At 69.4% G+C, this 18792-nt stretch carries 17 protein-coding genes; 11 read left to right on the plus strand and 6 right to left on the minus strand.

From position 1 onward, the window contains the following. Positions 1-713 precede the first annotated feature (713 nt). The 11 genes from GTY84_RS12245 to GTY84_RS12295 all read left to right on the plus strand — a co-directional run bounded on the left by GTY84_RS12245 (position 714) and on the right by GTY84_RS12295 (position 12305). On the plus strand, positions 714-1478 hold the full coding sequence (locus GTY84_RS12245) for an ABC transporter substrate-binding protein (protein ID WP_161226217.1): 765 nt from the start codon (positions 714-716) through the stop codon (positions 1476-1478). Further along, positions 1471-2397, plus strand: a complete 927-nt coding sequence (locus GTY84_RS12250; protein ID WP_161226218.1) for an amino acid ABC transporter permease — start codon at positions 1471-1473, stop codon at positions 2395-2397. The genes GTY84_RS12245 and GTY84_RS12250 overlap by 8 nt, the downstream gene beginning before the upstream one ends. Then, the gene (locus GTY84_RS12255) at positions 2394-3191 is read left to right on the plus strand and encodes an amino acid ABC transporter ATP-binding protein (protein WP_161226219.1); all 798 of its coding nucleotides are present in this window, start codon (positions 2394-2396) and stop codon (positions 3189-3191) included. The genes GTY84_RS12250 and GTY84_RS12255 overlap by 4 nt, the downstream gene beginning before the upstream one ends. After that, positions 3184-4911 (plus strand): thiamine pyrophosphate-requiring protein, encoded by a 1728-nt coding sequence (locus tag GTY84_RS12260; protein WP_161226220.1) that lies wholly within the window; start codon positions 3184-3186, stop codon positions 4909-4911. The genes GTY84_RS12255 and GTY84_RS12260 overlap by 8 nt, the downstream gene beginning before the upstream one ends. Next, positions 4908-6398 (plus strand): aldehyde dehydrogenase family protein, encoded by a 1491-nt coding sequence (locus GTY84_RS12265; RefSeq protein WP_202550903.1) that lies wholly within the window; start codon positions 4908-4910, stop codon positions 6396-6398. The genes GTY84_RS12260 and GTY84_RS12265 overlap by 4 nt, the downstream gene beginning before the upstream one ends. Beyond that, positions 6385-7002, plus strand: a complete 618-nt coding sequence (locus GTY84_RS12270) for an XRE family transcriptional regulator (protein WP_161226221.1) — start codon at positions 6385-6387, stop codon at positions 7000-7002. The genes GTY84_RS12265 and GTY84_RS12270 overlap by 14 nt, the downstream gene beginning before the upstream one ends. Beyond that, the gene (locus GTY84_RS12275) at positions 6989-8056 is read left to right on the plus strand and encodes a MaoC family dehydratase (RefSeq protein WP_161226222.1); all 1068 of its coding nucleotides are present in this window, start codon (positions 6989-6991) and stop codon (positions 8054-8056) included. Before GTY84_RS12270 ends, GTY84_RS12275 begins: the two co-directional genes overlap by 14 nt. Further along, positions 8053-9390, plus strand: a complete 1338-nt coding sequence (locus GTY84_RS12280) for a CoA transferase (protein ID WP_202550904.1) — start codon at positions 8053-8055, stop codon at positions 9388-9390. The genes GTY84_RS12275 and GTY84_RS12280 overlap by 4 nt, the downstream gene beginning before the upstream one ends. After that, positions 9387-10295 (plus strand): CoA ester lyase, encoded by a 909-nt coding sequence (locus tag GTY84_RS12285; RefSeq protein ID WP_202550905.1) that lies wholly within the window; start codon positions 9387-9389, stop codon positions 10293-10295. The genes GTY84_RS12280 and GTY84_RS12285 overlap by 4 nt, the downstream gene beginning before the upstream one ends. Continuing rightward, positions 10292-10708, plus strand: a complete 417-nt coding sequence (locus GTY84_RS12290; RefSeq protein ID WP_161226223.1) for a thioesterase family protein — start codon at positions 10292-10294, stop codon at positions 10706-10708. The genes GTY84_RS12285 and GTY84_RS12290 overlap by 4 nt, the downstream gene beginning before the upstream one ends. A gap of 307 nt (positions 10709-11015) precedes the next feature. Beyond that, positions 11016-12305, plus strand: coding sequence for an aminotransferase class III-fold pyridoxal phosphate-dependent enzyme (locus GTY84_RS12295; RefSeq protein WP_161226224.1), 1290 nt, complete (start codon positions 11016-11018; stop codon positions 12303-12305). A 373-nt stretch (positions 12306-12678) separates the two neighbouring features. On the opposite strand, the gene GTY84_RS12300 is transcribed toward GTY84_RS12295, so the two are convergent. The 6 genes from GTY84_RS12300 to GTY84_RS12325 are packed head-to-tail and all read right to left on the minus strand — an operon-like array spanning position 12679 to position 18787. Then, on the minus strand, positions 12679-13314 hold the full coding sequence (locus GTY84_RS12300; protein WP_161226225.1) for a CoA transferase subunit B: 636 nt from the start codon (positions 13312-13314) through the stop codon (positions 12679-12681). Continuing rightward, the gene (locus GTY84_RS12305) at positions 13314-14096 is read right to left on the minus strand and encodes a CoA transferase subunit A (protein WP_161226226.1); all 783 of its coding nucleotides are present in this window, start codon (positions 14094-14096) and stop codon (positions 13314-13316) included. The genes GTY84_RS12300 and GTY84_RS12305 overlap by 1 nt, the downstream gene beginning before the upstream one ends. 59 nt (positions 14097-14155) lie before the next feature. Continuing rightward, positions 14156-14917: a 3-hydroxybutyrate dehydrogenase gene (locus GTY84_RS12310; RefSeq protein WP_161226227.1), complete on the minus strand. Its 762-nt coding sequence runs from the start codon at positions 14915-14917 to the stop codon at positions 14156-14158. A gap of 47 nt (positions 14918-14964) precedes the next feature. After that, complete coding sequence (locus GTY84_RS12315) at positions 14965-15765, minus strand: SDR family oxidoreductase (protein ID WP_161226228.1); 801 nt, start codon at positions 15763-15765, stop codon at positions 14965-14967. 5 nt (positions 15766-15770) lie between these two features. Next, positions 15771-17306 carry an NAD(P)/FAD-dependent oxidoreductase gene (locus tag GTY84_RS12320; RefSeq protein ID WP_161226229.1) on the minus strand — a complete coding sequence of 512 codons (1536 nt, stop codon included), beginning with the start codon at positions 17304-17306 and terminating at the stop codon, positions 15771-15773. After that, positions 17303-18787, minus strand: a complete 1485-nt coding sequence (locus GTY84_RS12325; RefSeq protein ID WP_161226327.1) for an aldehyde dehydrogenase family protein — start codon at positions 18785-18787, stop codon at positions 17303-17305. The genes GTY84_RS12320 and GTY84_RS12325 overlap by 4 nt, the downstream gene beginning before the upstream one ends. Positions 18788-18792 lie beyond the last annotated feature (5 nt).

The raw sequence follows: 18792 nt of genomic DNA on the forward strand, positions 1-18792 counted from the left end.
CACCGCATGCTCCTCGGACGGCGGCACGCTCCGTCCCCACCGGGTGCGACGGGCCGTCCGAATGATGGATCGGCTCACCGTCGCAGTCATCCCGATTGTGGATGTGCGCCCGTATCCGAAACCGCAGATTCACCGGCTCGGACCGGCGGCCGGTTCGGTGTGCGGCCTTCCCGGTCCTGTCGGCCGGGTACAGGGGTGTGTGCGATCTGCGCGGCGATGAGGAGCTGACTCCGGTCCCGCCGGAACAGCGGACCGAACGACTCGAGGGCACGCCCCCTGACCAGCAGCAACAGCAGGCCGGAGGAGAGGTCGAGAAGCTCGTACTCGTGTGGAATTCACTCTGCGCGCCGCGATGTGAACGAGTGCCGAACGCCTTGTGCGAACCGACGACGGGTACTGCCCGAAGATCTTCCGGGGGCTTGCCCGCACCGGTTCCCGGCGGAGCGGGACGGGCGGTAAAACGCCGTCACCCTCCAGGAAACATGTATTGACTGCCAGGAACCCTTGGTTGATGCTCCGTCTACGCCAACCGGCGCGGTCCTTTAAGCAGCAGGGCCGCAGACCTCTCAGGAGGATGAATGGTGCGCACCGTAAAGGCAGTCATCGGGATCTCGGTGATCAGTGTCCTGTGTGCCACGGCAGCATGTTCAGGCAACTCGGGTGACAAAGCTCCTGCGTCGGCCGGTAAAGCTGACGAGCGGCTTGGCAGCAGCGTGCGGAAGACCGGCGTCATCCGCCACGGGCTCCAGCCCGGATTCCCGCCCTTCGAGCAGGAGGTCGACGGAAAGATCGAAGGATTCGACGTCGAACTCATGAAAGCACTCGCGGGCCCGCTCGGTGTCAGGACCGAGATTGTGGCCATCGACAGTTTCGCCGGACTCATACCTGCCCTGTCCGCCCGCCGTGTCGACGTCATCGTCTCCGGAATGACCGACACCGCCGAGCGCCGTGAGCAGGTCACCTTCGTGAACTACTTCAATAACCGGGGCGCCATCATGGTTCCCTCGGGGAACCCGAAAGAGATCAACGAGGCGACGGATCTCTGCGGCCTCGACCTGGCCATCGAGGCCGGCTGGATCGGTGAGGAGCGGATGCGGAAGCAGAGCCAGGAATGCAAGAAGGCGGGCAAGTCCGAGATCAACATCGGGACCTACCCCTCCGCCCCCGAGGCCGTCCTGGCGCTGCGGAGCAAGCAGGTCGACGCCTACACCCTCGGGTACGCCGCCGCGCAGAGCTACGTGACCCCCGAGAAGGGGAAACAGGTGCACGTCGAGATCGCGGGCCAGCTGCCGGACGAGTTCGGCCGGGGTCAGTACTCGATCGGCCTGGCGAAGGGTGACCTCGAATCGGCGCGGGCGTTCCGTGACGCCCTGGACAAGCTGATCGAAGAGGGAACCTACCAGAAGCTCCTGGAGAAGTACGGGCTCACCGAAGGCGCGGTCGAGAAGGCGACCATCAACGGCGGCGAAATTGAATAGCGCGCCGAGACCCGGCCGAAGGTCACAGAAGGAAAGGGACTCGACCGCGATCCATCCCCGCAGGCACCCGGCCCGGATCGTCTCGTCGGTCCTCGTCGCCCTGATCGGGGTCTGGCTGTTCGCGGCTTTCGCCTTCAACCCGAACCTGCGCTGGGACACCGTCGGAGAGTACCTCTTTGACGATCGCATATTGACCGGTGTCGGTGTCACCATCCTGCTGACTTGTGTCGCCATGCTGATGGGCACCGTTCTGGGGGTTGTTCTTGCTGTCATGCGGCGTTCCCCCAATGTCATAGTGCGAGGAGCCGCCGGGGGCTACATATGGTTCTTCCGCGGCACGCCACTCCTGGTCCAGCTGATCCTCTGGTACAACCTTGCCGCCCTTTTCCCCCAGCTCAGCCTCGGGATTCCGGGCGGCCCCAGTTTCGTGGAGGTGGAGACCAACCAGATCCTGACCGGATTCGTGGCGGCGATCCTCGGACTGGGTCTCAACGAGGGTGCCTACATGGCAGAGGTCGTACGGAGCGGAATCCTGGGAGTCGAGAAGGGGCAGTTCGACGCGGCGGACTCTCTCAGCATGCGGCGTTCGCAGGTGATGCGATTCGTGGTGCTGCCCCAGGCGTTCCGGATCATTGTGCCGCCGACCGGAAATCAGTTCATCACCCTGTTCAAGACCACCTCACTGGTCTCGGTCATCGCCGGGTCCGATCTGCTGACACAGGCCAAGAACATCTACGCTCACAACTTCATGGTGGTGGAGCTGCTCATCGTGGCCACGTTCTGGTATCTGCTGCTCACCACCGCTTTCACCGCCGTCCAGTCACAGGTGGAGCGCCGACTGGGCAGGGGGCGAATGGAGGACAGCGGCGGCTTCGGGTTCTTCCAGCGGCTCGCCTTTGCCGGGAGGGGAACCTCATGAACGCCAACGAACCGGGACGGCCCATAGCCCTGCGGGCACAGGGTGTCCGCAAGTCCTACCGCGGTCATGAGGTCCTCCAAGGTGTCGACCTGACCGTGCGCGAAGGACAGGTCTGTACCCTTCTCGGCCCGAGCGGCGCGGGTAAGAGCACGTTCCTGCGCTGCGTCAACCTCCTGGAGAACATCGACGGGGGCGAACTCGACGTCTACGGGGTCCCCCGTGGGTATGCGATCCGCAACGGGCGCCGCTACGAGGTCTCCGATCGTGAGCGCACCGATCGGCGGGCGGGCATCGGAATGGTCTTCCAGCACTTCAATCTGTTCCCGCACATGACGGTGCTGCAGAACATCACGGTGGGCCCGACGAAGGTCAAGAACGAGCCACGGGCCGAGGCGGAGGAGCGGGCGCGCCGGCTGCTCGCCAGGGTCGGCCTCGCCGACAAGGCGCACGAGTACCCGGGGCGGCTCTCCGGCGGACAGCAGCAGCGCGTCGGCATCGCCCGGGCGGTGGCCATGAGGCCCAGGCTGCTCCTCCTCGATGAGATCACCAGTGCCCTGGACCCGGAACTCGTCCGGGAGGTCCTCGACGTGGTGGCGGACCTCGCCGCAGACGGCATGACGATGCTCATCGTCACCCACGAAATGGCATTCGCCCGCAAGGTCAGCGATGTCGTGGCATTCATGGAGAAGGGGAAAGTGATGGAGTTCGGTTCTCCCGAGCAGGTTCTCGATTCTGACGCGCGACAGTCGCGCGCCAGCGCCTTCTGCGCGTCCAGTGAGGACGGGAATGTCTGAGATGACTGATGCCGCGCTGATGGAGACGGGCGCCGACGCACTGGTCGACGAGCTTCAACGCGGCGGTGTGGAATACGTCTTCGCGAACGTCGGGACCGACTACCCGGCCATCATCGAGGCCTTCGCCCGGCGCCGGGCGGCAGGGCTGCCCACGCCGAAGGTCGTGCTCTGCCAGCACGAGGTGGTGGCGATCGCCGCGGCCGCCGGATACGCACAGGCCACCGGCCGCGTGCAGGCCGTATTCGTGCATGTCGACGTGGGTACCGCCAATCTGGGCGGAATGCTCCACAACGTGAACCGCGGTCACATCGGCGTGGTGATCATATCCGGGCAGTCGCCCTGGACGACCAACGGCGAACTGCCGGGCTCTCGTAGTAACCCCGTCCAGTACTGGCAGGACATTCCCGACCAGATGGGTATCGTCCGGCCGTACACGCGCTGGAGCTACGAGGTGAAGACGGCGCTGAACGTACGCCAGTTGGTGCGGCGCGCCCTGCGCGTGGCGGGAGCACCGCTGGGGGGACCGGTGTACCTGATGGCCGCCCGTGAGCCCCTCGCACAGGAGGTCGCGGTCTCGGAGTCCGCGTCGCCCCGTGACTACCGGCCGGTGCAGACCGTCCCGGCTCCTGAGGCCATGGACACACTGGCCGGCCTGATCCGCGACGCGCAGGCCCCCCTGATCGTGACCAGCTACCTGGGCAGGGACCCCCTGGCCGTTCCGGCCCTGGTCGAGTTCGCCGAGGACTGGGCGGTGCCGGTGGTCGAGGTCTCCTCCGACGTCCTGAACTTCCCGCGCGACCACGAGCTGCACGCGGGCTCGGACGCCGCGGCCCTCCTGCCCGGGGCCGATCTCATCGTGGTCCTGGACTGCGACATGCCGTGGCTGCCCCTGCGTGCGCAGGCCGGTCCGCGGAGCCGGGTCGTGCATGTGGACGCAGACGTCGAGAAGCTGGACATCGGACTGATCGACGTCGAGGCGGACCTGGTCGTGCAGGCATCCGGCGCCGCCACTCTCCGCGCCCTGCGTGAACGCCTCCACGAGGAGCGGTCATCGAGGGCGGAGCAGATACGGCAGCGCCGCCACCGTGTCCGCCGGGCCGGCCGTGACTTCCGCGCGAACCTCGTCGCCACCCCCACCCAGGGCCCCGGCATCGCGCCCCGACTCGTGGCCGAGGCGCTGGGGAGGCTGCTGGACGAGGACGCCATCCTGATGGACGAGAGCATCTCCAGCCAGAAGTACACCCGCCTGCTGACCGGCAGGAACAGACCCGGGACGTACTTCGGTCCCGGGGGGTCCTCGCTGGGCTGGGGACTGGGGGCCGGCCTCGGAGCCAAGCTGGCGCATCCGGAGCGCGACGTGGTGGTGGCCGTCGCTGACGGAGCCTTCGTGTTCGGTGCGCCCTCGGCCGTCTACTGGGGCGCCCGCAAGTACGGGGCCGCGTTCCTCACCGTCGTGTTCAACAACAGCGCCTGGGAAGCGGTGGAGATCGCCACCGCCGAGCAGTATCCCGGTGGCACGGCTGTGGCCCAGGGCGAGTTCATGGCCGACCTGACCCCGAACATCGACCTGGTCGGTGTCGCCGCGGCGTCGGGTGGGGCATGGGGCGTGCGCGTCGAGGACGCCGCACACCTGGACGAGGCACTCAGCCAGGCCCTGGAACAGGTGCGGGCGGGCATTCCGGCGGTCGTCGAGGTACGAGTCCAGGTCGGCAGCCGATGACCGGGCGGATGTGGCTGCTCGTCCTTGACGGCGCCGACGCACCGGCGCGTTCGGGCTCGGTCGCCCCTGTCATCGACCCCTCCACGGGTACCGCGTTCGCCACCTGCGCGATGGGAGGGGCGGACGATGTCGAGGCGGCCGTCCACAGCGCGAGTGTCGCCCAGGAGCGCTGGGCGGCCCTCGTCCCGGCCGAGCGCGGACGAGTGCTGGCGCGCATGGCCCGGGAACTGCGCGACCACGCCGACGAACTCGCCGTCCTGGAGACGCGGAACACCGGAAAACCCCTGCGCGAGTCCCGTTTCGACGTCGCCAGCGCGGCACGGTACTTCGAGTTCTACGCCGGTGCGGTGGACAAGATCGGCGGCCACACCATCCCCCTGGGTGAGGAATACCTGTCCTATACCCGACGTGAACCCTTCGGGGTGGTCGGCGTGATCGTGCCGTGGAATGCCCCGTTGCAGCAGGCCGCCCGCTCTGTCGCACCCGCTCTTGCCGCGGGTAACGCCGTGGTGCTCAAGCCGGATGAGCACACCCCTCTGACGGCGCTCCGGCTGGGGCGGCTGGCCGTACGGGCGGGGCTGCCCGCGGGGTTGCTCAACGTGGTTCCCGGGCACGGGACCGAGGCGGGTGCGGCCGTCGTGGCCCACCCGGCGATCGGCAAGGTGTTCTTCACGGGCTCCCTGGCCGTGGGGCGGATCGTGGCTGCCGGGGCCGCGGCCCGGGTCGCTCCGGTCGGACTCGAACTGGGCGGCAAGTCGCCGCACATCATCTTCGAGGACGCCGACATCCTCTCCGCGTCTCAGGACGCGGTCACCGCGATCACCCTGAACACCGGTCAGGTCTGTTCGGCCGGAAGCCGGCTGCTGGTGCACGAGAGCATCATCGACCAGGTGCAGGCGGAGGTCTGCACCCGCATGGAGGCTCTCACGGTGGGGCCCGGCGAACGGGATCCGGACGTGGGACCGCTGACGACGGCCGAACAGTTCGAGACCGTGCTGGCACACCTGCGGCGGGCTCGTTCGGACGGAGCGACGGTCGCCCTCGGAGGAGGAGCCGTGACCGACGCCGGCCTGCCCGCCGGCTACTACGTCCAGCCCACGGTGCTCAGCAACGTTCCTCCCACCGCGGCTGTCCTGCGGGAGGAGGTGTTCGGCCCTGTGCTCACCGTCCAGCCCTTCTCCACCGACGAGGAGGCGATCGCGCTGGCCAACGGTACCGACTACGGGCTTGTCGCCGGAATCTGGACTCGGGACCTGACCCGGGCGCATCGCGTCGCGGCACGTCTGGACGCCGGTCAGGTCTTCGTGAACGAGTACTTCGCCGGCGGAGAGGAGACCCCGTTCGGCGGTCGCCGCTTCAGCGGGTACGGGCGGGAGAAGGGGCTGGAGGCGCTGGAGCACTATCAGCAGTCCAAGACCGTGACGATCCGGCTGCGCGCGGCGTCCGCCGGGATCGACGAGGAGAGGAACGCCCATGGGAGCAGCTGAGAGCCGCGTCACGAACGAACTCACCAAAGGGTTCGGGTTGCGGGCCCGTGAGGTGCGGCTTGCTCAGCGCAAGACGCTGGCCGACGTAGCGGCGCTGGCCGGCCTGACGCCCGGATACCTGTCCAGGGTGGAGAACGGCGTCAGCACCGCCTCGGTCGCGGCACTGGTCCGGATCTGCGAGGCGCTCGAGACCTCACTGACCGACCTGCTCACCGATTCCTCCGCGCAGTCGCTGACGGCCGCGCACTCCCAGCCGATCGACTTCGGTGGGGTCGATCTTCAGGAATGGCTGCTCACGCCCACGAGTGAGCGCCGAATTCAGGCAATCCTTTCCGAAATCGGGCCGCGCGGCGGAAGCGGTGACGAGTTCTACGACCTTCCTGTCGATGTCGAGTTCGTGTACGTGATCAGTGGCCGCCTCGCCATCACCTTCGAGGACCATGTGGTCCTGCTTCACCAGGGTGATGCGTTCACGTTCCCCAAGGCCGCCCATCATTTCCGCAACGCGGACGAGATCGGCACGACGAAGGTGCTGTGGATCTTCTCTCCCGCGTTGCCCGGCAGAGACGTACGAGGAGGCGGTGACAGCCATGACACGCGGTGATGCCGTGGTCGACGGGCTCAAGGCCCGTGCCACACCGGTAGTGCGAGGTCTTCTGTACGAGGAGTTCACACCCGGCAGGACCTTCCGGCATCATTGGGGCCGGACGATTACGGAGTCGGACAACTCGTCCTTCGTGGCCCTGACGTTGTCCTACAACCCGCTGTACTTCAACCGGGAGTACGTGCGCGCCCACGGCCTGGAGCCGGATCTGTGCCACCCCATGCTGGCCTTCCTTGTCGCCTTCGGGCTCAGCGTGGAGGACCTGAGTGAACTCGGCGGCCCCTTCCTCGGGGTCGACCGGCTGCGTTTCCACCGCCGGGTCCGCGTGGGTGAGACGATCACCGCGAACAGCACGGTCATCTCCCGCCGTCTGTCCCGGTCGCGTCCGGACACCGGCATCGTCACCTGGCTCACCCGGGGGTGGGTGGGCGGAGAGCTGGCGCTCAGTTTCGAACGGACCAACCTCGTCGTGCTGGCCGGGTCGGCTTCCGACCTGCCTTCACCCGACCATCCCGCCCCCGGTGCGGTCTCCTCGCCCGAGGCGACGGTGCCCGCCGACTGGGAGGTCCACCGGTCCCGGGAGATCAGTGACATGACGGGTGACACCTACGCCGAGACCTACGGCATCGGCTCGGTGCTGAAGCACCAGCGAGGCAAGACGATCACGGCGGCCGACCACACCCTGCTGACCCACATCGCCATGAACACCGCTCAGGACCACTTCAACGAGCACTTCGTCCAGGACGGCGAGTTCAAGAGCAAGCCGGTCTTCGGCGGTGTCACCGCTTCCCTGGTCCTCGGCCTGGCCACCCAGGACACAGCGGAGACGGCGCTGTGGGAGAGCGAACTCACAGGGGTGCGTCTGCACCGGCCCGTCTTCGAGGGCACCACCGTCTACGCCTGCTCCGAACTCATCGGAGCCGGTGAGGGGCCCACCCCCGACACCGCCACCCGGACCTGGACCCACTACGGGCTGGATGCCCAGGACCGGCTGCTGTTCCAGGGGACGCGCAGCATCGTGGTCAAGCGCGCGAGCCACTGGAGCAGTCGATGAGTGCGAGGCCGGGCATGGAGGCGGAGGAACGGGCGCAGGCCGACAAGCCCTTGGCCGGACTGGTGGTCGCCGACTTCACCCAGTTCCTCTCAGGTCCGTTCGCGACCATGCTGCTGGCCGACCTGGGAGCCGACGTCATCAAGATCGAATCTCCGAAGGGGGACATCACCCGAGGCGAGGGCCCATGGGTCCCGGGCGATGCGGAGCGCGTCTTCGGCGGCTACTTCCAGAGCGTCAACCGGAACAAGCGGAGCCTGGTGCTGAACCTGAAGGCACCGGGGGCCGCCGACGCGGTGCAGCGGATAGTGCGACGGTGCGACATCGTGGTGGAGAACTACCGCTCCGGAGTCATGGAGCGGGCCGGCTGCGGATACGAGACCCTGGCACAGGCCAACCCAAGGCTGATCTACGCCGCGCTGCGCGGATTCGGGGACGACCGGACGGGGCGCAGCCCGTACGGTGACTGGCCCGCCTACGACGTTGTGGCTCAGGCCATGGGCGGACTGATGGAGGTCAACGGGCAACCGGGCGGTCCGCCCACCAAGGTGGGTCCGGGCATCGGTGACATCTTCCCGGCGACGCTGCTGGCCGTGGGAATCCTCTCGGCGGTCCACCGGCGCGAGCGCACCGGCCGCGGAGGCTTCGTCGACGTGGCGATGCTCGACGCGATCCTGAGTCTGTGCGAACGCCTGGTGTACCAGCACTCCTACACCGGAGCGGTACCTACCAGAATCGGCAATGAGCACCCCATTCTGTGTCCCTTTGGGGTCTACCCCACCTCGGACGGATGGGTCGCGCTGGCCGCTCCCGGCAACCACCACTGGGCCGAACTGGCCCGGTTGATGGGACGGCCGGAACTGGTGGACGACCCGGCCTTCGCGACCAACGAGGAGCGGACGGCGCACAGCGCCGAGGTGCGCCGAGTGGTGGAGGACTGGAGCAGGCACCTGACGACCGGTGAGGTCCTCCGGACACTGGGCGGAGTCATCCCGGTCGGTCCGGTCAATTCCATCAGCGACATCTATGCCGATGCCCACGCACAGATCCGGGGCATGCTCCCGCATGTGGAGGACCCGTCGGGCCGGGCAGTGCAGATCGCGGGGAACCCGATCAAGATGACCGACAGCCGACTGGACTACCACAGGGCCCCCTATCTGGGAGAACACAACTCCGTGGTCCTTTCGGAACTGGGCTTCTCCGAAGCCGCCGTTCAAGAACTTGTCGACCGGGGTGTGGTGGTGTCCGACACGAGGCGAGAAGCCCGCCTCACGTCCGGCGGCCAGTCGCCCACGCCCCTTCACCGCGCCGACCCGATGAAGGAGAGTTCCAGGTGAACCCGCGCAGGAGTGTCCTGTCCACCCCCGGTGACAGCGAGTCAATGATCCGCAAGGCCGCCGCCAGCCAGGCCGACCAGGTCTTCCTGGACCTGGAGGACGCCGTCGCCGACACGAGCAAGGACGAGGCTCGGCAACGAGCGACCTGGGCACTCGCCAATCTGGATTGGAAGCCCGGCACCCGGTCGATCCGGATGAACGCGGTCACCAGCCCCTTCGGATACCAGGACGTCATCGACGTGGTCACCGGCGCCGGATCATCGCTGGACACGATCGTCGTGCCGAAGGTCACCACGGCCCGGGACGTCTGGTGGGTCGCCACCCTCCTCGAACAGGTTGAGGCGGTGGCCGGAATCGATCGGCAGATTGGTCTGGAGGTGCTGATCGAGGAGCCCGCCGCCGTACTGAACGCGCACGAGATCGCCACGTCGAGCAGGCGTGTGCGTTCGCTGATGTTCGGGCCGGCGGATCTGACGGCGGCCATCGGGGCCACCGTCGACGCCATCGACGGGTGGCTCCCGCGCCACCCCGGTGACTTCTACCACCACACCCGCTCCCAGATAGCGCTCGCCGCGGCCGCGGCCAAGGTCGCCGCGGTCGACGGGCCGTACGGGGCGTTCCGGGACGGGGAGGGCTACCGAGCCCTGTGCGCGATGGTGGCCGATCTCGGATACCAGGGCAAGTGGGCCATCCACCCCTCGCAGATCGAGATCGCCAACGAGGTGTTCTCACCTCAGGAGGCGGAACTGGCGTTCGCCAGGCGCGTGGTGGAGGCGTACCGGCAGGCTGCCGGTGCCGGACACGGGGCGGCAACGCTGGACGGAGCGCTGATCGACGCGGCAGATGTCCGGCGTGCGAAATCGGTGTTGGAACGGGCACGCGCGATCGGAGTGCCGACGCCATGACGGTGGTCCACCGACACCGGGTGCGGATTCACGAGGTTGACGCGCAGGGGCATGTGTTCCACGGCTGCTACTTCGCGATCGTGGACGATGCCCTGACCGAGTGGGTCCGAACCGTGACCGGCCGGGGCTGGGCCTCCCTGGCAGCCCAAGGGCTGGATCTGGTGGTCGGAGAGGTACAAGCCCGATTCCTGGCCCCGGCCCTCCTGGATGACGAACTCCAGGTGCTGGTCCAGGACGCCGAGGTCGGCCGCACCAGCCTCACCGTCAGCTACCTGATCACGCGGCCCACCGCTGAAGGAGCCGAGGAGGAATGCGTCGAGGTCAGAGCCCGGTACGTGAACTGGGACGCTGCCGACGGCTCCTCACGCGCCATCGGGGAACCGTTCCGCTCCTGTCTCACCTTGGGCAAGTAGCCCGGGACGGATCAGGGGCTCGGAGGTGGCGCTCCCCGAGCGCCTCCGTCATGGAGGCGCAGGAGAAGGAGCCGGGAACGCTGCGGAGTTCCGTCCGACGCTCCCGTCGGCCGGCCGGTGTCCGGGCGGGAACACGTGACCCCTGGATGCCGGCGCGCGGCCGGTGGGGCACCAGCCTCATCGGCCGCGGTGCCGCGAGGACGACACCGTGCAACCGGGCGGGGACGCCCGCCGTCATGCCGCCGCGCGCAGGCTGCGAACCGCTCGGGTCCGCGACCCGGGACGACGTCAATCACAGGAGGACAACATGACCAGCCGCTCTCTGTGGAACGGTTTCGCTGACATGGCCCAGGTCCAGAGGACGGGGATGCTCAGTCTGGACCGCGGTGAGGGCGTACACGTGTGGGACGTCCAAGGACGCCGCTATCTGGATGCCACTGCCGGGCTCTGGTTCGCCAACGTCGGGCACGGCCGCGAGTGCATCGCCCAGGCTGCCGCGGCTCAGATGACCAGGTTGGCCGCCTATTCGGGATTCGGGGATCTGACCACACCCGTGGCCACGGAACTGGCGGCCAGGCTGGCCGGCATCGCGCCCATGGCGCAGGCCTCCGTCTTCTTCACCAACGGCGGATCCGACGGGGTGGACACGGCGGTGAAGCTGCTGTTGCGCACCTGGACGCTCCGCGGGCAGCCACAGCGGCGGATCTTCCTGTCTCGTGAGCACGGGTATCACGGCATGCATCTGGCGGGTACGGCGCTGGCCGGCATCCCCTCCAACCGCGACGGCTACGGAGTCGCTCCGATCGAGACGGAAGTGGTCGCCTGGGACAGCGTGGAGGCTCTGCGGAAGGCCGTCGGACGCCTGGGCGCCGAACGGATCGCGGGGTTCTTCTGCGAACCGGTGATCGGGGCGGGCGGGGTGCATCCGGCTCCCGAGGGCTATCTCCGCGGCGTACGCCAGGTGTGCGGAGAGGCGGGCATCCCGTTCATCGCCGATGAGGTCATTACGGGCTACGGACGCATCGGAGGGGCGTGGTTCGCCAGCAGCCGCTTCGGCCTGGAACCGGACCTCGTTCTCACAGCGAAGGGGCTGACCTCAGGGTATGCCCCTATGGGCGCGGTACTGGTCTCTCCAGAGCTGGCGGAGCCCTTCTTCGCCGGGAAGGCGGGCGCCTTTCGGCACGGGTACACCTACGGAGGGCACGCTGCTGCGGCGGCAGCGGCCCTGCGCAACCTGGAACTGCTGGAGAACGAGCATCTGGTGGACGGGGCGGCCCGACTGGAGAAGGACCTGGCGGAGGCCTTCGCGCCGGTGGCGGACCTGGCCGTGGTGCGCTCGGTGCGTTCGGGGACAGGAGCCCTGGCGGCCGTGGAACTGGGCGACCCGGCGTTGGCCACCGCGGCTCTGTCCGGTTTGCGCGAGGCCGGGGTGCTCACCCGGGTCATCGGGGGAACGGCCTTGCAGGTGTCCCCGGCCCTCACCATGACCAAGGGCGAAGTCGGCGACCTGGCCGGTGCCTTCACCCAGGTGCTGACGGCGCTGGGCAGCGGAGACACCCCCGGTGGCGGGGACCTCGACGGAACCGCGGTGCGCTGATCGCAACCATGCTCACGATGCCGTCACCCTGGTCCCGCACTTCGTCCGTCCCGCGTACCCGGGACGGACGAAGTGCGGGACGCGCCGACGTTCCGCCGACCGGGCGCGGCCGGTCATCCCGTGCGAAGGGCGCGGGCGGTTGTCGGACCCCGACTCGACGAGGCCGGTGGGCCACCATGTAGGTGGCCCACCGGCCGGGCCGCGTCGACCGGCCGCCGGCGCCGCGCCGGGGACGGCCCTGCCCGCCAGGGGCCCCGGACGCCGCCCGGGGCACCGGCCCGCCCCGGGCCGGACGAGGACCCGGACGCCCCGGGGACCCGCGCGGTGTCCCGGGGGCAGCGGGCCAGGAGGCGTCATCGGACCGGGCGGGGGATCACGGGCAGCCGGACAGGTCCGCGCCGGTCGCCGCGCGGATCTCCCGCGGCGTCACCCCCGGGGCGAGCTCCCTCAGCACGAGCCCGTCGGCCGTCACATCGATGACTCCCATACCGGTGACCACACGGTCCACGCAGGCCCGGCCGGTGAGCGGGAGCGTGCACCGCTCGACGAGCTTGGGCGAACCGTCCCTGGCCAGATGGTCCATCAGGACGATGACGCGGCGGGCTCCGTGGACGAGGTCCATCGCACCCCCCATGCCCTTGATCATCTTTCCGGGGACGGACCAGTTGGCGAGGTCACCCGTCCGGGAGACCTGCATCGCGCCCAGGACGGCGGTGTCCACGTGACCGCCCCGGATCATGCCGAACGAGAGCGCCGAATCGAAGAACGAGGCCCCTGGCAGAACCGTCACGGTCTCCTTGCCGGCGTTGATCAGATCCGGATCGACCTCGTCCGCGGCGGGGTACGGGCCCGTGCCGAGGATGCCGTTCTCCGAGTGCAGCACCACGTGCACCCCCGCGGGAAGGTGGCCGGGTATCAGCGTCGGAAGCCCGATGCCGAGATTGACGTAGGAGCCGTCCTCCAGCTCCGCCGCCGCCCGGGCGGCCATCTCGTCCCTGGTCCACGCCATCAGGAGGTCACCTCCCCGCCCGAGTACGGTGCGCGGACCGTCCTCTTCTCGATCCTCTTGTCCGCGGCCTGATCTGCGGTCAGCGCCACGACGCGCTGTACGAAAACACCGGGGAGGTGGACGTCGGCCGGGGCTATGGAGCCAGGTTCCACCAGTTCCTCCACCTCGGCGATCGTGACCCGGCCGGCCATCGCCACCAAGGGGTTGAAGTTGCGTGCGGAGGCGTCGAAGACGAGGTTGCCGTGGCCGTCGCCGCGTGCGGCCCGCACCAGGGCGAAACCGGTGGTGATGCCGGTCTCCAGCACATGGTCCCGCCCGTCGAAGGAACGGATCTCCTTGGGAGGAGAGGCGACGGCGACCGTCCCGTCGGAGGCGTAGCGCCAGGGCAGTCCGCCCTCGGCCACCTGGGTCCCGACCCCGGCGGGCGTGTAGAAGGCCGGGACGCCGCAGCCTCCGGCACGCAGCCGCTCCGCCAGCGTGCCCTGCGGGGTGAGCTCCAGTTCCAGCTCACCCGACAGGTACTGCCGGGCGAACTCCCTGTTCTCGCCGACGTACGAGCCGACGGCCCGTGAGATGCGTCCGGCCCGCAGCAGAACGCCCAGGCCCCAGTCGTCCGTCCCGCAGTTGTTGGAGACCACTTCCAGACACCCGGCCCCCTGCTCGTACAGCGCGGCGATCAGGACCGACGGGACGCCGCACAGCCCGAAGCCGCCCACGGCGACCGAGGCGCCGGATCCGATGTCCGCGACGGCGTCCGCCGCGGAGGCACACAACTTGTTCAACTCACGACTCCAGGGACGGGAAAGGACGGACGAGGGGACGTGGGGAACCTCCGGGGCGGTCACTGCGCGGTCCAGCCGCCGTCCACCGGCAGCGACGCGCCGTTGACCATGGACCCGGCGGGACCGCACAGGAAGACCGCCAGTTCCGCGACCTCACGGGGCTCGGCGAGCCGTTTGACCGCGCTTTTCGCGAGCAGCACCTCGTCGACCACCCGGTCCTCGCGGACTCCTCGGGTGGCCGCCTGGGCGGCGATCTGACCTGCGACGAGCGGCGTGCGGACATAGCCGGGGTTGACGCAGTTCGACGTCACCCCGTGCGGTCCGCCCTCCAGCGCGATCGTCTTCGACAGCCCCTCCAGCCCGTGCTTCGCGGCCACGTACGCGCACTTGAACGCGGAGGCGCGCAGTCCGTGAACGGAGGAGATGTTCACGATGCGGCCCCAGCCGCGGGCGTACATGCCCGGCAGCATCGACCGCGCCAGCACGAACGGGGCGGTGACCATGAGCGACTGCATCGTCCGGAAGGTGTCCACCGGGAACCCGGTGACAGGGGCGATGTGCTGGAAGCCGGCGTTGTTGACCAGGACGTCCCCGGTGAGACCGAGAGCCTCCACGGCCTCGGGGGACGACAGGTCGGCCACGACAGCCGTTCCGCCGACGGCCCCGGCCCGGGCCTCGACCGCCGCGCGGTCCCGGTCGACGAGCACCACGTCGGCGCCCGTCTGCGCGAACACCTCGGCGCAGGCCGCCCCGATGCCGCTGCCGGCCCCGGTCACCACGACGGTCCTGCCCCTCAGGTCCGCAGGGGGAGTAGGGCTCATGTATGTCTCCTCACGTTCACTGGTCTCACCTGGCGGGACGGGCCGGCTCAGCCGGGCAGCGTCTCCAGCAGGTAGAGGTTGGAGATGGTGCCGCCGTCCACCACGATGTCGGTGCCGTTGATGCCGGAGGCCTGGTCACCGGCGAGGAACACGACCGCCGCGGCCACCTCCCCGGGCGTGACCATGCGGCGGTTCGGCGAGCGTTTCCACCCGTCGGCCATGACCCGGAGCTGCTCCTCGCTGAGGGCGGACTCCACCATCGGAGTCCTGGTCCAGCCGGGGCTGACCGAGTTGCAGCGGATGCCCAGGGGGCCGAGCTCCACGGCCGTCTGCCGGGTCAGATGCAGAACACCGGCCTTGGAGACGTTGTAGGCGACGTAGCTGCCGTCGACCCCGTGGCCGTCGACCGACGCCAGGTTGACGATCGCGCCGTGCCCCTGCCCGGCCATGACCTTGCCGACGCGCTGGGTGAGCAGGAACGGCGCGGTCAGGTTGACCGCGATGACCTGGTCCCAGGATTCCTTCGGCAGGCTCAGCAGCGTCGCGTCGTCGAAGACACCGGCGTTGTTGACCAGGATGTCGATACGGCCGGACGGCTCGAGCGCCGCGGCCACCACGCGGTCGAGGTCCTCGACGACCGCCACGTCCGCGGCGACACCGCTGACCGTTCCGCTGCCTTCCCCGGCGGCGGCCGTCAGCTCCCGCACGGTCGCGTCGAGCAGTTCCCGGCGGCGGCCGACGATGACGACGTCGACGCCCTCGTCGAGGAGCCTTCGGGTGATCTCCCTGCCGATACCGATCGTGCCTCCGGTGACAAGGGCGGTCCGTCGCGAGAGGGTACGGGTCATGGCGGTCATCCTTCGGGTGAGTGGGGACGGCCGGCGGCGGGCTCCTTCGCCGTGCGCGGGCCGAGGGGCGGGCGGGGTTCGTACTCGTTGAACGCCTTCGGTGAGAAGCGGCGGGTCCGCCACCAGTACTCCACGGTCGTCGCCGGCCAGAGGGAGTCGTTGCGTCCGTCCTGCTTCAGGTACCAGCTGCTGCAGCCCGAGGCCCAGACGGTGCCGCCCAGACGCTTCTGCACCTGCGTGTACGTCCGGTCCTGCACACTGCGCTTCAGCTGCAGGGCGGACGCTCCCGAGCGGCGCAGGTGCCCCAGCGCGGCCACGATGTAGCGCACCTGGGCCTCGATCATGAACACGATCGAGTTGTGTCCCAGAGCGGTGTTCGGGCCCATCACCAGGAACAGGTTGGGGAAGTCGGAGGCGGCCACGCCCAGGTGGGTCGCCGCACCCGCCCGCCACGCCGAGGACAGCTCCACCCCGCCGACACCGACCACCTTCATCGGCGCCAGGAAGTCGGTGGCGGCGAAACCGGTGCCGAACACGATCGTGTCGGCGGGCCGCTCCACACCGTCGGACGTGACGATGGACCGGGCCCTGATCTCCCTGATCCCGGCGGTCACGAGGTCGACGTCGTCCCGCAGCAGGGCCGGGTACCAGTCGTCGGAGATCAGCCGGCGTTTGCAGCCCGGGTCGTAGTCCGGTGTGACCGCCCTGCGCAGGACGGGGTCGGGGATCGACTCCTCGATGTACCGCTCGGCGCCGCGGCGGTAGACGTCCACGGCCCTGCGCCCGCCGAGGAACCCGCGGGCGAGCCACTCGAAGTCCCAGTACGTCTTCCAGCGCACAGCCCGCTGCGCCGCCGGAAGCCTCCTGAACAGCGCGCGCTCGCGTGTGCCGTAGCGCCGGTTCGCGCGGGGCATCACCCAGGGAGGAGTGCGCTGGTACACGTCCACATGGTCCGCGAGGGGGGCGATCTCGGGCACGAACTGGATGGCGCTGGCACCGGTGCCGATGACGGCGACGCGTTCGCCGCCCATGTCGTGGCCGTGGTCCCAGTCGGCGGAGTGGAAGGACGTGCCCTCGAAGTCCTCCAGACCGGGAAGGCGGGGCACGGCGGGCCGGCTCAGGGTTCCGGTGCTGTTGACCACGACATCGGCGACGAGGGTCTCACCCGCCGCGGTGGAGACCTCCCAGACCGCCGCCGCCTCGTCGAACCGCATTCCGGTCACCTCGCTGCCGAAGCGGATCAGCGGCCGCAGCCCGTACCGGTCCGCGGTCCGGCGCAGGTAGGCGTACAACTCGTCATGGCCGCAGTAGACGCTGCTCCAGTCGGCGTTGGGGGCGAACGAGAAGGAGTACAGGACGGCCGGCACGTCGCAGGCGCAGCCGGGGTAGTCGTTGTCGCGCCAGGTGCCGCCGACGTCACCGGCGCGCTCCAGGATGACGATGTCCGAGAAGCCGGCGCGGCGGAGCTGGATCGCCGCGCACACGCCTCCGAAGCCGGTGCCGACGATGACGATCCGCGGGTCGCGTGGGGCCGTGTTCACAGGGCGATCCAGGTGGTCTTGAGGGTGGTGAACTTGTCGATGCCGTGCAGGCTCTTGTCCGCGCCGTGGCCGGAGAGCTTGCGGCCGCCGAAGGGCACGGACATGTCGCCCTCCTCGAAGCAGTTGACCCAGACCGTTCCGGCGTCGATCCGGCGGGCCGCGGACAGGGCCGTCGAGACGTCCCCGGTCCACACGGACGAGCCGAGCCCGAACCGGGAGTCGTTGGCCAGCCGCACGGCGTCCTCGGTGTCCGCCGCGGTGATGACCGACAGCACGGGACCGAAGACCTCTTCCTGGGCCAGGGACGACTTCGGGCCGACACCGGTGAGCACCGCCGGTTCCAGGTACCAGCCGTCTCCGGGCCGTGGACTGGCCGAGCCGTGGACCAGTTCGGCTCCCTCGTCGATGCCGCGGCGGATGTCGGACAGGACGGACTCGCGGTGCCGCTCGCTCGCCACGGGGCCCATGTCGACCGCCGGGTCGAGCGGGTCGCCCACCACGCGTGCCGCGATCCGGTCCACCACCGAGGCGGTGAACTCCCCGGCGATCTCCCGGTGGACGATCAGCCGCGAGGCCGCGGTGCAGAGCTGGCCCGAGTTGAAGGTGATGCCCCAGGCGAGCGCGTCGGCGGCGGCGTCGAGGCGGGCGCCGGGCAGCACCACGAAGGGGGTCTTGCCCCCGAGTTCGAGCCACACCGGCTTCGCGTTCGACCGGGCGGCGCAGGACTGGAGCCGCTTGCCGACCTCCGGGGACCCGGTGAAGGTCAGGCAGTCCACCCCGTCGTGGAGCGCGAGCGCCGAGCCCGCCACCGGACCGGTGCCGACGAGGACCTGGAGGACCCCGTCCGGCAGGCCCGCCTCCGTGCCGAGGCGGGCCAGGAGCAGTGCCGACAGGGGCGACTGCGCGGCCGGCTTGACCACGACACTGTTGCCGGCCACCAGCGCGGCCCCCAGCTTCCAGGACAGCAGGGTGACCGGCATGTTCCAGGGAGTGATGGCGCCGACCACGCCGACCGGCTCCCGGGTGACCAGCGCGAGCGCGTCGGTGAGCCCGCGGGGGGACTCGTCGAGGAGCTTTCCGGAGACCTCGCCGTACCAGCGCAGTGCCGAGACGCACGCCGTGACCTCCACGTCACGGGAGGCCGTGACCGGCTTGCCCATTTCCAGGGTGATGAGCAGGGCGAGTTCGTCGCGGTGCTCCTCCACGAGACCGGCCCAGCGCTGCAGGACCCGGCCTCGGTGCTCGGCCGTGGCACGCGACCAGTGGCCCGCCTCGAAGGCGGCACGGGCGCCCTTGACAGCCCGGTCCACCTCCCCGGCTCCGGCGGCCGGCAGAGCGGTCAGTGTCCTGCCGTCGCGGGGGCCGATCACCTCGACGGGAGCCTCGCTCCCCTCGGTCGTGATCGCGCCGTCGATCCACATTCCGGCCGGGAGCGCGGTGCGCGAGGCCAGGGTCTCCCACTCGGCAAGGGTGCGGGGCATGTCGG

The sequence above is a fragment of the Streptomyces sp. SID8352 genome, from assembly GCF_009862265.1.
GTDB lineage: Bacteria > Actinomycetota > Actinomycetes > Streptomycetales > Streptomycetaceae > Streptomyces.

Bases quoted from the DNA above. Each gene is read 5' to 3' on its own strand.
- GTY84_RS12255 (WP_161226219.1), top strand. From the start codon at position 2,394: ATGAACGCCAACGAACCGGGACGGCCCATAGCCCTGCGGGCACAGGGT.
- GTY84_RS12260 (WP_161226220.1), top strand. From the start codon at position 3,184: ATGTCTGAGATGACTGATGCCGCGCTGATGGAGACGGGCGCCGACGCA.
- GTY84_RS12265 (WP_202550903.1), top strand. From the start codon at position 4,908: ATGACCGGGCGGATGTGGCTGCTCGTCCTTGACGGCGCCGACGCACCG.
- GTY84_RS12270 (WP_161226221.1), top strand. From the start codon at position 6,385: ATGGGAGCAGCTGAGAGCCGCGTCACGAACGAACTCACCAAAGGGTTC.
- GTY84_RS12275 (WP_161226222.1), top strand. From the start codon at position 6,989: ATGACACGCGGTGATGCCGTGGTCGACGGGCTCAAGGCCCGTGCCACA.
- GTY84_RS12280 (WP_202550904.1), top strand. From the start codon at position 8,053: ATGAGTGCGAGGCCGGGCATGGAGGCGGAGGAACGGGCGCAGGCCGAC.
- GTY84_RS12290 (WP_161226223.1), top strand. From the start codon at position 10,292: ATGACGGTGGTCCACCGACACCGGGTGCGGATTCACGAGGTTGACGCG.
- GTY84_RS12295 (WP_161226224.1), top strand. From the start codon at position 11,016: ATGACCAGCCGCTCTCTGTGGAACGGTTTCGCTGACATGGCCCAGGTC.
- GTY84_RS12300 (WP_161226225.1), bottom strand. From the start codon at position 13,314: ATGGCGTGGACCAGGGACGAGATGGCCGCCCGGGCGGCGGCGGAGCTG.
- GTY84_RS12310 (WP_161226227.1), bottom strand. From the start codon at position 14,917: ATGAGCCCTACTCCCCCTGCGGACCTGAGGGGCAGGACCGTCGTGGTG.
- GTY84_RS12315 (WP_161226228.1), bottom strand. From the start codon at position 15,765: ATGACCCGTACCCTCTCGCGACGGACCGCCCTTGTCACCGGAGGCACG.
- GTY84_RS12325 (WP_161226327.1), bottom strand. From the start codon at position 18,787: ATGCCCCGCACCCTTGCCGAGTGGGAGACCCTGGCCTCGCGCACCGCG.